Here is a 13,746-nt window from a genome sequence, read left to right on the forward strand (position 1 = left end):
GAAATCTTTTAATCGCCTGCATCAGAACAATCGTAACAGACGGCAATATTTATTAAATTAAACGATTCAGCAACTCGGGCCAACTTCTTGTACACCTAAAAACATCGATGAGGCTTAGCCTTTCAGCGACCTGGACTTTACCGCCTGATTTCCGCGGGAACTGGCACCTATCATCATTTTAGATTTAACAACTTTATCGATCAGTTTATGAGGCTGCGGGTTGTCGATATCCCGGATCATTATTTCGACTGCTGTCTCCCCAATCGTTTTGAGATCCTGTTTGATATATGTGATTGGCGTATAAAAAAAATCGTATACATCACTTTCATCAAAACAAACAACACCCAGCTCCGTCGGTACCTGAATCCCCAGATTATTAATCGCCCTGAGGGCATGCAGTGAAATCGAGTTGGTAGCCAGGACGATGGCATCGATTTTTTTCTGCCGGATCAGCGCTTCCAAAGCCGAAGAAATATCCGCTGCACTGTGTTCATAACTTAACCGGACCAGTAATTTACTGCCCGCCGGCAAGCCCTCAGCCTTCAAAGCATCCCGATAACCCCGGACCCGGTCCTGCATATGGGTCAGGTTGGAATCATAAGCCATCATCCCAATCCGCTGATAACCGTTTTTGACCAGCAATTTAACCGCCTTAAAAACCGACTGATAATTATCTATGGTAACCCGATGGGTGGGCAATTCATCCAGTCCACGGTCGATCAGGACGACGGGCACATTGCTGTTCCGTATCCGTGCGATTTGTTCCTGCGAACCTTCTACCGGGGCAATGATCAGACCATCCACCTGTCGGTTCAATAAAGTATCAATCAGCACCTGCGATTTTTCCAGCTGTTCATCACTGCTGCCAAAAATCACTGTATAACCGTGCTTTTTGGCCTCGTTCTCGATGATGCGCGCCAGCGACGAGAAAAACGGGTTAGAAATATCGGCTACGATCAGTCCCAGGGTTTTGGTTTTACCAAATTTCAAACCCCGGGCAATCAGGTTCGGCTGATAATTTAGTCTGGCGGCAACAGTTTTTACTTTTTTAACCATTTCCTGGCCAATACGCGCCTGTTTCTCCTTACCATTCAGCACATAGGATACCAATGCTGTTGACACCCCCACTTCTTCTGCGATATCTTTAATTGAAACTCTTTTTGCCATATACCATTAATTATATACTTGATTTTAGGCCTCCGGCTCACAAAGGGCGCTGATTCTCCCTAACAAAATAACTATTCTTTTGGCAAAATCACTGCAAACTAATGCGGATGGCTGTCAGATAATAAAATCCGAACGAATTATCATTGCTCTCTCCCGCGGTTACGGTAATGTAAATATCGCCGTTGGCATCTGGCTGGATGCCCTCCGTACAAGCGGTCTGACTGCCGTTATTGCCCGTATTCAGGTAGGCCGCCACTTCATTCTGGCCTTTGCTGATATATTTTGTCTGCCGCCCTTCTCCCGTACCACCTCTGGAGCCAAAGAAACAGAAATTATAGTGTTTGGAAGGATCCAGATGAGAAATTTTAAGTACGGATTTGGGAATAAGCACGTCTCCGAATACGCCTTTGGAATTTCCAAAGTAAGAATTCCTGGCCACTGAAGCCGGCATATTGAAATCCGTCGTCGTTGTTTGAACACCGTCCATATTGATATTATTAAACCGCTCTGTGATGGTCAGCGATGCCGAGGTCAGGTTGCCATCTTTGTCACGAAGGAAAGGAATCGAAGTACCTGCCATCGGACTGGTCAGCCCGTTCCAGCCAAAAACCGGCACCTGCTGTGCGACATCTACAAAAACAGGACTGGCGAACTCCACAGAATTGATATTTTTATATGCCGTCAAATCTGTGACTGAATTGGGTTGCTGCACTGCTGCATGAGCGGCGTGCTGGGCCATTTCCATCTCAGCTGCGGAAAGTGCAAATAAACCGGGATTATAGGAATTACCAATGACGGATTTGCCAAATAATGCCTCGTACCAGGTACAGGCCACCAGATACCTGCCAACATTCAGATCCAGGTGATAGCCATCCCTGCAAAAATTATCCCCCCAGAAACTGGTTCGGCCATTCTGTATCGCTGTACCGTCGGGCACGACCAGATCAATCGGAACGAGCTGACGGGCCTGACCGACCGCATCTACTATGGCACTATACATGGTTTGCTGATCATTTCCGTAATTGGCAAAACCCGAATGCGTGGAATTCTGTGCATAGGCCCAGGTTTGGTGGAATACATATTTGGTACGGGAATAAAACACTCTTTTCTTTACATAATCAAACAATTCCGGCAGAGAAGCCTGGTAAGTATTGAACTGTCCCGACAATTGACTTACCTGCTGAAAACTGATATAGTCCCAGCGTTCTTCATTAATTGCTTCCTCAATTGAAACGTTTTCCCGGGTAACTTTCACCCCGTTAGTGCCAATTTTACGATAGGAGTATACCGTTTTATTCCCTTTGGCATTGTTCAAATGATCCTCCAGCGATGAACCGCCGATATACAGATTCGCAATGATCAGACTGTCGCCGGCGGCGGTTGCAATCGGATGCAGGTAATTCTCCAAAGCGTCTTCGGAAAAACTGTTACCAATGGCCAATACCCGGGTTATATGATCAGGAGCCAGTTCATCAATGGTAATCGTGCAGGTCAGTTCCTGCTGGTCTTCTCCCACGAATTTCACTATCGCAGTGCCTTTGCGGAGTGCGCGAACCTGAACTGCGTATCCTGAGGTTTTCGTAACGGTCGCCAGTTCCGGGTCCGAAATCGAAAAGTCGAAACGTTTTAAAAAAGGACCGCCATCTGCTCCCTGTAAGTTCAGTACAAGCGTCTCACCGGTCATCAGGCTGGCTGTCTGCTTGTCCAGCATAATCTCCTGCTGCCCGGATCCGGGTGCATCAGGCAAGGATCGTATTTTTTCACAAGACTGTAATAATCCGGTGAAGAGACATAACCATAGCAGGCTGAGACGGTAAACCATCCGCATATTGCCCGTTATATTTTGTAGTTGAAATGTTCGATTCATAATATGTTAATTAAATGGTTGAATTAGTACCAGGGTGTGGGAACCAGGTTGGGATTAATATCCAGTTGTGCCTGAGGAACGGGCCAGAGATACATTTTCTTGGTAAAAACGCGGTTCTTGTAAAATGTCCTTTTGAAGAAGGCATTCGGATTGGAAGCGTCATCAGATCTTACATTTCCGGTAAAATTCATGCCATAGAGGCCCCGGTTCAGAAATTCCTCGCCCTGTTTCCACCTGCGAATATCATTAAATCGAATGCCTTCGCAGTTAAACTCAATACGGCGTTCCCGTTTAATAACATCCCGCATTCTCACCTGTGAGAGACCTCCGGTAAGTAAGGGAATACCGGCTCTTTCCCGAACCAGATTGACATATTTTAAAATGTCGGGGTTGCCCGGATCTGACTCATTCAATGCTTCGGCATAACTCAGATAAGCTTCCGCCATCCGGTATAATATACCTGGCTGATAGGTATAACGGTTCTCACGTGGAAATATTTCCAGACTGATCCTTTTACGCACATTATATCCGTTCTGTGGCGCATCGAAAGAAAGCCGGGTATCTCTTCCTCCCTGAACAAACTCTACTTTTCGGTTGTCCACACCAATCCAGGCATTATCGAAAATAACTGATACATAAAAGCGCGGCTCACGGTTACAATACATATTAAAAGTACCTGCCTGCGTCACGTTACCCTCAACAGGTCCGCCGCCTCTCCATTTGGTATTTCTGGACTCCACTGCCGTTGAAAACCCGGATTCTGAATAACCCGATGCGGCATCGGTAATCGGCAGCCCATTGCTCATGTAAAAAGCATCGACCAGCTCCTGGGTCACACCCATTCCACCATTTCCGCCAATACCAATTGGAAGGTGATGGGCCTGCCACCAGTTATTATCCGGATTATCGGCCCGGCCCCACAATATCTCCCGGTTTCCTTCTGAGAACTTTTTCAGTGACATATTATAATAAGACATAAAAGGATCAATGGAACCGTCACCGTTCCTTTCATAATATAATCCATACCCCGCAGCTTCGGCGGCATCAATCAATTCCTTAAATGCAGCAGCGGCATGGCTCCATTTCGAAGCGTCATAGGCACCAAACAAACTGGTACCATTACTGTTCTTCCAGCTGCTCAGATCGGCATTTCCGTTAAACAGGGGGCTGGCTGCAAAAAGCAGGGTTCTGGCCCGGATCGCCAGTGCCGCAATGGAAGTTGCTTTACCCCAGTCATGCATATCAGAATAAGAAGCAGGGAGCAGGCCGGATACTTCCTTGAGTTCCACATCGATCCAGTTAACGATCGAATCATAGGGTGTTTGGGTGATCATCAGTTCGGAAGCAGGTGTACTCACTTCTTCGATGACACCCGGTTTAAATGGTATTGGTCCATAGAGTTCAATCATCAGCGAATAGTAATACGCAATTAAAAAACGCACCTGTCCTTTCATTATATCCACATCCGACTGAGACACACCCGGTAAGGTTTTTACATTCTCCAGAAATATCAATCCGGAACGTATTCTTTTGGGTAGTTCTACCCAATAGTAGGGGTTCCAGGCTGAGGACGGGTTCCAGTCACCTACTGTATAGGCGTACACATTGGCCCAGCCAAAAGGAGTCCACTCAGCCGGAATGGTCAAATCATCACCCATGATATTAAAGCCCTGGTCTTTGTAATAGCCCCAGAGCGGATTGGGCACGCCTGAATATACCCCTGCCAGCCAGTCCTCCGTACGGACTTTGTCATTGAAGATCATCTCCATCGTGAGCTGATCATCCGGCATTTTATCCAGAAATTTACGGCATCCGGTGGACACAAAGACCGTCAGCAATACCGCAATCATCAGAACCTTATTGCTTTTCATTTCAAATATTTTAATTGGTAATTGTAAAAATTTTCGGGTTACATGAAATTGATATTCAGCCCGACAGAATAGGATTTAATGATCGGATACTTTAACCCGTCCGTAGTTTCCAGTTCCGGATCCCAGAGCTTGAATTTGGAAAGGGTAAGAATATTTGATCCGCGTGCAAAAATCCGGAACCGGTCGATCCAGGCCCTTTTACTCCAGTTTCTGGGCAGCGTAATACCCAGCTCCACATTCTTCAGCCGCAGGAAACTCATGTCTTTCAGCCACCAGGTGGATGATTGTTCATTATTGGAATTCACACCGTAAGTCAGTCGCGGCCAGAACACATCCTGGCTGGGGTTCTCCGGCGTCCAGCGATCATCGATATTGGCGTAGATATTACCGGTGGCGCCCAGCGCAGTTCCCGGCATCCAGTTTTCGCCCCCCAATATCTGCCAGGTACGTCCTGCCCCCTGGAAGAAAAATCCAAGATCTACCAGTTTATATCTTACCGTGCTACCAAATCCATAAATGATCTCCGGCATCCTGGTACCACCGATCGCTGTTCTGTCCAGCGCATTGATCACCCCGTCACCATTCAAGTCCCGATAGCGAATATCTCCCGGCCGAAGCACTTCACTGAAAGTTTGCTCCGGTATGCCCAGCTTCAGTTCGCCGTCTTCCGAAAAATCCGCTTCAGTAAACAATCCCTCTGCCACCAGACCAAACATCTGTCCGACCGGTGTACCGGTTGCTGACCGGTAAGTACCCAAAAGCCCGATAGGTTCGTCAATCTCTGTGCGAACATTATGCGCATAAGTGAAATTACCCATGGCAGTAACGCCCCAGTCATTATTAAACTGCTTATCTACATTCAATGACATTTCCACGCCCTTGTTCTCCACTTTACCGTAGTTGGCATAAATAGAACGTATAAATCCTGCAGAACCCGGTACATTATTCCGCTGCATAAAAATGTCCCGACGTTTTTCACTAAAGAAGTCCAAATTAAAATTGACAGCTCCATTCCACAATCCCAGTTCCAGTCCCAGGTTCCTTTTAGCTACCGTTTCCCAGGTCAGATCCGCCACACCAACATCTCCTTCTGCCCTGCCCAGCCGATAGATATCATTGTCCACACCCCAGCGATAATAGCTAAAATCTGCAATCGTCGAAATATAGGCAAAGCGTCGGCCGCCGATGTCACTGTTACCGGCTTCACCCCAGGATCCCCTGATTTTCAGGTTCGAAATCACATCGCGCACCGGTTCCATAAATTTCTCATTCGAGACAATCCATCCGGCGGCCAGTGCGGGGAAAAACCCAAAGCGCTTGCCCCTGGCAAAATTCTCTGAACCATTATAGCCAAAATTGGCTTCAGCAATATATCGTCTGTCATAGGTATAGGAAAAACGACCCGCCAAACCCTGATTCCTGTAAGGAAGCGCACTACCATTATCATAGTTACGCTGGTTATACAATATCATGGTATTGATGTCATGTTTATAATTCAGCACCTTCGCATAAGAGATCATTCCCTCCATATAGACACTCTGGTTACCCCATTGGGAACCTGTGCTATAGCCCAGGAATTCCTGGCCATGGCTCTGAATATCCAGAATCAGGTTACCGTCTTCATCCCGTCCTGAAGCCGGCACATAATAATCCGGCGTCTTACTCCTCACCACCGAATTGCCTGAGTATTTATCAAAGGCAAATGTCAGTTTTCCCTTCAGACCTGGCGTAATCCATTTGAAATCCTGTTCCACGGCCGTGGTAGACTGTAACTGATTCACCCCCCAACGTTCATAACCGCGCTGGGTGGTCCAGGCCCAGGGATTCTCCCGAAAGCTGATGCGGGGGATTTCACCGGTTGAATACTGCGGAGGATGAATAAAAGGAGGTATCCGGGAAGCCTGATAAAAAATATTAAAATCCGTCATTGAGGCATCACCGGGCGGTCCGTTGCGGGTCTGCAGATATCCACCGAGGCTGACACGTACGACGGTGGTTGGCGTAACGTTCAGGTCCACATTGGACCGGACATTATAGCGATTGACCTTAATCGCTGAATTCCATTCCTGTTTGGTATCTCTTCTGATGATGCCATCCTCCGTAAAATATCCCAGTTCCAGCGCATAGCGTAAGAAAGTATTTCCACCATTCAGATTCAGGTTGGCCCGTTGATTGGTTGCATGATCTTTTGCCAGCACCTTCCACCAGTTGACATCCGGATACAGATCGGGATCAGACTGATCTTTGTATTTCTGGAGAATCTCATCAGAAATCATAGGCGGCTTTCCGGCATCCATATATACTTCGTTCATCAGTTCGATATATTTTACGGCACCGACATATTCAGGAATCTTTACCGGTTGGGTCTGGGAGCCTTCATACCTGAAACTCACTTTTGGCGGACCGATTTTTCCCCTTTTGGTATTGATCATAATGACGCCGTTTGCGCCTCTTACCCCATAAACCGCACTGGCGGCTGCATCCTTTAATACGGAAAAGGATTCTATTTCCTCAGGATCGATATCGTTCAAACTACGCTCAACGCCGTCCACCAGGACCAACGGCCTTGAATTACCTCCGAATGTGCTGACGCCACGAATCCAGAAATCAGAATTATTGGTCCATGGATCACCGCTGCGCTGAACGGCGATAACGCCGGGCACCATTCCCGCCAGATTATTACTCAGGGATCGGTTCGGTGTCAACTGCAGTTGTCGCGGCGATACCGTACTGATCGCACCCACAACCGAGGCTTTCCGCTGGGTACCGAATCCCACTACCACGACTTCATCGCCTTCCTTAATCAATTTATCAAGGGCTACGTCCAGGACGCCCTTCCGGGTAACCTGAACGGTCTTGGTCTCATATCCCACCGAGGAAATTTCCAGTCTGGCATTTTCATTGGCGACAGTAATTTCATAAACGCCGCGCTCATCCGTCGAAACGCCATTCGAGGTTCCGACTTCCAGAACAGAAGCGCCGGCAAGTAGCTCACCGCTTTGATTGGTCACCCTTCCCGTGACTTTGAAAGCCCCGTCTGCAGTAGGTTGTGATTGGGCCACGTCAGGCAGCCAGCAGCAGGCCGCAACCAACGTCCACAGGAGTAGCCTCCTGAATTCAAGCATCGTTTTGTGCATAGTTGTTATTTTTCTTATCAGAAATTAAATACTTAATCGTTTAAGCTATTGAGCCGAAAAAAGACCCGAATGTATTCCCTATTTTTTTACTTTCACCAGACTTACCCTGTCAAATCGCAGCAGCGGGTTGGCAGTTGTCGTTTTGAATAAAATACTTACAGGAATTGCCGGATCATAAATGTTTAATGTTCCAATATAGAGGTTCCGTTGCCGTTCGCCGTTTGCTACCTCAAGTGTCTGCCATTGGCGATCAGACCCACCGCTCGTAATCATGGTTTCCAGTTGGTCTAAATTGGATTTTATCTGACTTAGATAGATCTTATACTGTCCTTTCTCCAGCTCTGTCACATTTATATTCATCTGGGCATCTCCTGCTCCATCCAGCTGCGCGGCATTGTCTTTAATCCCCAGGTGACCATTGTAGGTCAGGTGTTGCATCAATCGTGTATAGAAGGTGACGGTGTCAGGCTGGTAAACCTCTGTTGTCGCATTTCCGGGTGTCTGACCTGTAGTCAGATTTCGATCTGCATAATACATGGCAACCGAAATATAGCGTACCTGGCGGTTGTTATCAACCGGACCATGCTCAATGCTGTGTAAAATACTTTTGGAGAAGGGCATTTTATCGGATAGGAAAAACCGATAGCCACCTGTTCTGCCCAGTGGTAATGAATAATCCAGACAGCCAGACAACGGAGCACCGAGGCGTTCCACCCATCCACCAGGTTGCGCATACCAGCCTCCGTTAAAATAATCTTCTGAACCGGTTCCATGCACGGTGGGAACACCGTCGATGGCCGTATAATCGTCGCCTTCAAAAAACTCGGTAAAATGTGTAAAATCGGTCGCCTGCCCCTGCATCAGTGTTCCCACATAATGTCCCTGGCCACTTGCATTCATAAAAATATAAGGCTGGCCAATTTCGGGATCTTCCTGCTTCCAATAGCTGTAAAAACGCCCTTCAGTTTTCGGGTTTCTTTTCTGGCGCGTATAGTACACCCGGGTCTGCAAATTAACAGGATCGCTCCCGGAGATGCCAGACCGATACACCAGTTCTATCTTTGCAGCTTTGTCAAAAGGCATCGGCAGATAGCAATAGGCTTTTGCTGAAGTAGTACCCAATAACAGACTTTCCATCGAACGGCTACCATAAGCAAAGCCAAAAAAATCCGCTACCGGTACCAGAATTGCCGGCCGCTTTTCATTATCCCAGGTAATTTTTAAATCGATTAATTTATTCAGGCCTTCAAAAGCAGCCGCCGGCAGTAATTCGATACCCACAATCCGTCCACCACCATCCATCTCGGCCAGCGATATCGTATTGCCTGGTTCCAATTTCAGGTCCTTCCTGATACAAGGCGGAGATGACTTATAAAACCTGTCCACACTTCGCTCCCCGGATTTCCATAATCGGGCCGTCTGTTCCAATAAAGCCTGCTGCGCTCTTGCTGCAGCCGACGAATAACTGGTAACAGGTACCCCCTGTTCGAAACTTCGGTACTGTATCTGATGAAACAGTATCTTTTCTCCCCGAAAAACTATTTTGCAGCTCTTTGAGAAAGGTATAGGAATATAACTGTAAAATCCACCTACTTTATGATCCGCCAATGGTGCCAGAAAAGGATATACCCGGCCAGAGAACAGATCCCTGAACCGAATACTCAGGCCGGGCCGGTCATTACCGTCAAAATAAAAATCCAGGGTATCGTCAGTGGGCGTCGGCGTCCAGATACGCTCAATAACACCAGGACCACGGGCATCAAAAATGACCAGTCCACCATCGGGATCTTTACGAAGAAATGAATATTTGCCCCCGAAACCATCGTCATTACCTCCGGTGGTATCATAAGAGGATACTTGTTTGACGATTGTCCCCTGCCTGTAAGCAGGTAGATCTGCTACATCTTTCAGCCTAAATAGTTCCGACTGAAAACTGACAACGGGCTGGGCCTGAAGCAGGGTTCCGGTAACAAGAAAGCAGATAAGAAAAAAGACTTTCATAGCACAAGTCAATAATTAATCGTTTAAGCAAACATAATTAAAAACTCAGAACCCGCAAATTTTTTTTAAAAAATTTTAATTACTACTGTAAGGTGGACCCATTTTCTGATCCTAATCCCCAGATTTCTATCCAAAAACAGGGTAAAAGCGCCCAAGCCGACATAGTTACCTGCTAGCCGCACCCCCGGTCGCATTCATTCAATCAACGTTTAGGTGCATACAGTTGCCGGCAGAGTCTTTCTACTTCAGCTGCGGCCTCCGGCTGATTGATCTGTTTAAAATAACGAATGATAAAAGTCAGCATGGGTTCGGAGGGTTCAAACTTGAAATTCATTTTTTCAGAAAAGGACTGATAGGACTTTTGCAATAACTGCCGGTCCTGCTTGATTTTCTTAAAATCCATCCAGTAACCATCGAAGAGAAATCTGAGACCGTTGTAAGCTGCCGGCAAAGGCAGCGTGCCATGATCCTCCCCGTCATAAAAGGTATATTGATAAGCCAGACCAGGGTTAGCAACAGAATCTATAAGCTGATGAAAGGATTTGATATGCTCAAAATGCGCGTCAAATGCTCCTTTTTCTTCGTTATTGGCCTGCGAAAGATATACCCGGGTTTTCTTATAAACATGGGTGGTCAGTGATTTTCGGGCCAGGTCAAGTAATAGCCCTCCGTCCCACCAAATACTGGGATCATGGATCAGGTAGGCATTGAACAAATCCGGCCGGGTTAACAGGGAATACGCACTGACCAGCCCTCCAAAGGAATGACCGGCAAGGATCCGATAGCCTGAACTGCGATATTGACTGTCGATAAAAGGAATGAATTCACCACCCAGAAAATCCAGAAAATGATCCGCTCCCCCACTGTCCGTAAATAACCCTTTCGCCGGATTGTCAGGTGAAGGCACCGTATCATTGGTGGGCGTAAAATCCCGGGTACGGCTGGTGTTATCAATACCAACGACAATCATCTCCGGAATGCTCGCATAAACCCCCTTGCTCAGGAAACGGACGACGGCTACATAATAGTCAAAAGCCATCTCACCGTCCAATACATATAATACCGGGTAACGGGCCGGCTGGTATTTAGTATCGTAATAATGTATCGGCAGGGCAACGCGGTAAGGGCGCTGTTCCCGGAGTTCACGGGAATCGTAGTTAGCTCGGATTCCGATAAAAAGCGAATCCTGGGACCGGGCCGTTAAACTACAAATGGCTATACACAGAAATACTAGAATGGGCTTCATGGTAAAAAAGATATTGGGTGGCTATTACCACCCAATATTTGTTTGCTGATAAATGAATTAATATTAAAACCGGTAAGTCACGTTAAAGGAGAGCATCCGGGGCTGTCCGGCAAAAAGCCAGGAATTATAGGTATAATATTTCTTATTGGCGATATTATCTATCTTGGCGCTGATCCGGAACTTCAGGGCATTGTAGAAAATGCTGGCGCCATAGACCGCAAAGCCGTCCAGTGATATGGTATTCTCCATATTGGCATAGGAACTGCTTTGCCCGTTTCCACCGGCACCCAGCCCAAAACCCTTCAGCCTGCCCCGGGTGAACTGATAAGTACCCCAGATATTGGCCGCATGATGAGGAGAACTCTCCACCAGATTGTCCTCGATATCAGGATCATTCCTGAAGTCTCTGTAACGAATATCATTATAACCATAGCCCATCGCAATGTTCAGACCGGTAACAGGATTGGCAAGAATGTCCACATCCACACCACGGCTTTGCTGGGTATTGTCCTGCACATAATAAGTCGTACCGGGAATCTGACGCACCCTGTTCTCCACCTTGATATCATAAACGCTGACCGTCCCAGTCAGGCGATGCTGTAACACATCGAATTTCAGGCCGCCTTCCAGCTGGTTGGCATACTCCGGTTTCAGGATATTACCGAGTGAATCAGTTTGCGTGACATTATTATACCCATTATTGTAGTTCGCATACAGCGACAGGACATCCCTGACCAGTTGATAGGAAATACCCAGCTTGGGAGAATAGGAAGTCTGCATAAAATCACCACTTACAAAACGATTGATCCGCAGGCTGGCCATCAACAATAAACGGTCGGTGACATTCAGCAGTTCGGAGACATAAGCCCCATAGCTGTTGGAAATCGATCGGTTGCCGTTGTAAGTAGCACCACTCAGCATATCCAGTACTTTCGCCTCCTTAATCGTCAGCTGGTTAGCAGGAGCGCCGGCGTAGATGGTATCATAAACCAGCGAAGCCCGGGCGCCCAATACATTGGTTTTAAAGTAATCCAGACCGACCAGTAGCCGGTTTCTCATGCTACCCAATTTAAAGTCCCCAATAAAATTCTGTTGAAACTGCTGGGTATACAGCTGACTATGGGGGATATCCAGCACACTGCGGCGGATCCAGGTCGTATCTTCCAGGCTGGCTTTATTGGCCAGTAAAGAGATATAGTGGGTAACGTTATTATTACGTGCGATGGAAAAATTCGTCTGAGACAGCCATTTATCCGATAATTTGTATTCCGCTACACCACTGATCGCCAGTGTTTGCTGGGAGCTGTTGAAATCTGGATTGGCATAGGCATTTTTGGGATCGAGCCCCAGGCTTTTTACATTGCCCTGATAGTTCGTCGTGCCGGATCCACCCGGAGGTGCCGAAAATCCGAATAATATAATCGGACGGCTGCTCCGGAAATAATACCCGTCGAAATGTAATTTCAGACGATCGGTTGCTTTAATCAGTAGAGAAGGTGCAAAACCCACCGTATTCTGTGGCAATTCCTGGAAATTATTGCGACTGTCATATACGGCGTTCAAACGCAGCAGGGCCGTTTTATCCTCATTCAGCGGCGTGTTGTAATCAATTGTAGTGCGGGCCATTTCATAGCTTCCCGTTGTAAAAGATACTTCCCCACGCTTCACCTCCAGCGGTTGGCGGGTGATCATATTATATACACCACCGTAGGAAGCGCCCTGATTTCCTCCAAACAGGGTTGCAGCAGGCCCCTTGATCGCTTCGATTCTTTCTGTGTTAAACAGATCCGTAAGTGAAACATACCCCGTTGAAACGCCATTGCGGTACAGAATGGAGCCATTGGAAAATCCGCGGGATTTAAACGTCAGAATGGACCCGCCACTTCCTCCGGCAATCGAGAGATTGCTAACACCAGGAATATTTATCAGGGCCTGTTCTGTCGTCGTGACCAGCTGGGACAATAAGACATCCTTGGGTATCACGGCATAATTCTGCGGATTCTCAATATAAGTCATCGGCACCCTGCCTACCTGGGAACTATTCTTATCAACATTCCGGTATGCGTTGGTGACGATCACACGATCCAGCACAGTCGCATTTTGCTCCAATATGATATCGGGCAGCTCCACCCTGGAACGATCCAGCGTTACCGAGACGGGCGCAGCCGTTACGCCCAGTGATTTAACCGAGACGGTATATGCGCCCTCAGGCACATTTCTGAACTCAAAATGACCATTGTCATCGGAGCCTGTCTGACGGCCCGAAGGTTCCAATACCAGTATCACATTTTCCTGAGGTTGCTGGTCTGCATTCAGGACGCGGCCGGCAATAATTCCATTGGTTCCTGATTGAGCCGACGCCGCTATCGTACCCAAACCACATAAACATAATAAGATCGAAAATTGAACAAGTTTTAGCTTTAACATCCTTTGATTTTTATAACACCCCAACTTTCT

Annotated in this window: 7 protein-coding genes; all 7 read right to left on the reverse strand. The window is 47.2% G+C overall.

The window, feature by feature from the left end:
* Positions 1 to 114 precede the first annotated feature (114 nt).
* Entirely contained in the window at positions 115 to 1,167 is a 1,053-nt protein-coding gene (locus tag ACYVI9_RS13510) for a LacI family DNA-binding transcriptional regulator (RefSeq protein WP_460765244.1), read from the reverse strand.
* 88 nt (positions 1,168 to 1,255) lie between these two features.
* Positions 1,256 to 3,034 (reverse strand): DUF4886 domain-containing protein, encoded by a 1,779-nt coding sequence (locus ACYVI9_RS13515; protein WP_460765246.1) that lies wholly within the window; start codon positions 3,032 to 3,034, stop codon positions 1,256 to 1,258.
* 23 nt (positions 3,035 to 3,057) lie between these two features.
* Positions 3,058 to 4,905, reverse strand: coding sequence for a RagB/SusD family nutrient uptake outer membrane protein (locus ACYVI9_RS13520; RefSeq protein ID WP_460765248.1), 1,848 nt, complete (start codon positions 4,903 to 4,905; stop codon positions 3,058 to 3,060).
* A gap of 38 nt (positions 4,906 to 4,943) precedes the next feature.
* The gene (locus ACYVI9_RS13525; RefSeq protein ID WP_460765250.1) at positions 4,944 to 8,042 is read right to left on the reverse strand and encodes a SusC/RagA family TonB-linked outer membrane protein; all 3,099 of its coding nucleotides are present in this window, start codon (positions 8,040 to 8,042) and stop codon (positions 4,944 to 4,946) included.
* A 78-nt stretch (positions 8,043 to 8,120) separates the two neighbouring features.
* On the reverse strand, positions 8,121 to 10,043 hold the full coding sequence (locus tag ACYVI9_RS13530) for a glycoside hydrolase family 172 protein (RefSeq protein WP_460765253.1): 1,923 nt from the start codon (positions 10,041 to 10,043) through the stop codon (positions 8,121 to 8,123).
* Between the two features lie 202 nt (positions 10,044 to 10,245).
* Entirely contained in the window at positions 10,246 to 11,289 is a 1,044-nt protein-coding gene (locus ACYVI9_RS13535; RefSeq protein WP_460765255.1) for an alpha/beta hydrolase, read from the reverse strand.
* 63 nt (positions 11,290 to 11,352) lie between these two features.
* Positions 11,353 to 13,716, reverse strand: coding sequence for a TonB-dependent receptor domain-containing protein (locus ACYVI9_RS13540; RefSeq protein ID WP_460765257.1), 2,364 nt, complete (start codon positions 13,714 to 13,716; stop codon positions 11,353 to 11,355).
* Positions 13,717 to 13,746: the final 30 nt, after the last annotated feature.

Source organism: Niabella terrae, from assembly GCF_054783135.1.

Coding starts and splice junctions, on each gene's coding strand:
- ACYVI9_RS13510 (WP_460765244.1), bottom strand. CDS start 1,167: ATGGCAAAAAGAGTTTCAATTAAAGATATCGCAGAAGAAGTGGGGGTG.
- ACYVI9_RS13515 (WP_460765246.1), bottom strand. CDS start 3,034: ATGAATCGAACATTTCAACTACAAAATATAACGGGCAATATGCGGATG.
- ACYVI9_RS13520 (WP_460765248.1), bottom strand. CDS start 4,905: ATGAAAAGCAATAAGGTTCTGATGATTGCGGTATTGCTGACGGTCTTT.
- ACYVI9_RS13525 (WP_460765250.1), bottom strand. CDS start 8,042: ATGCACAAAACGATGCTTGAATTCAGGAGGCTACTCCTGTGGACGTTG.
- ACYVI9_RS13530 (WP_460765253.1), bottom strand. CDS start 10,043: ATGAAAGTCTTTTTTCTTATCTGCTTTCTTGTTACCGGAACCCTGCTT.
- ACYVI9_RS13535 (WP_460765255.1), bottom strand. CDS start 11,289: ATGAAGCCCATTCTAGTATTTCTGTGTATAGCCATTTGTAGTTTAACG.
- ACYVI9_RS13540 (WP_460765257.1), bottom strand. CDS start 13,716: ATGTTAAAGCTAAAACTTGTTCAATTTTCGATCTTATTATGTTTATGT.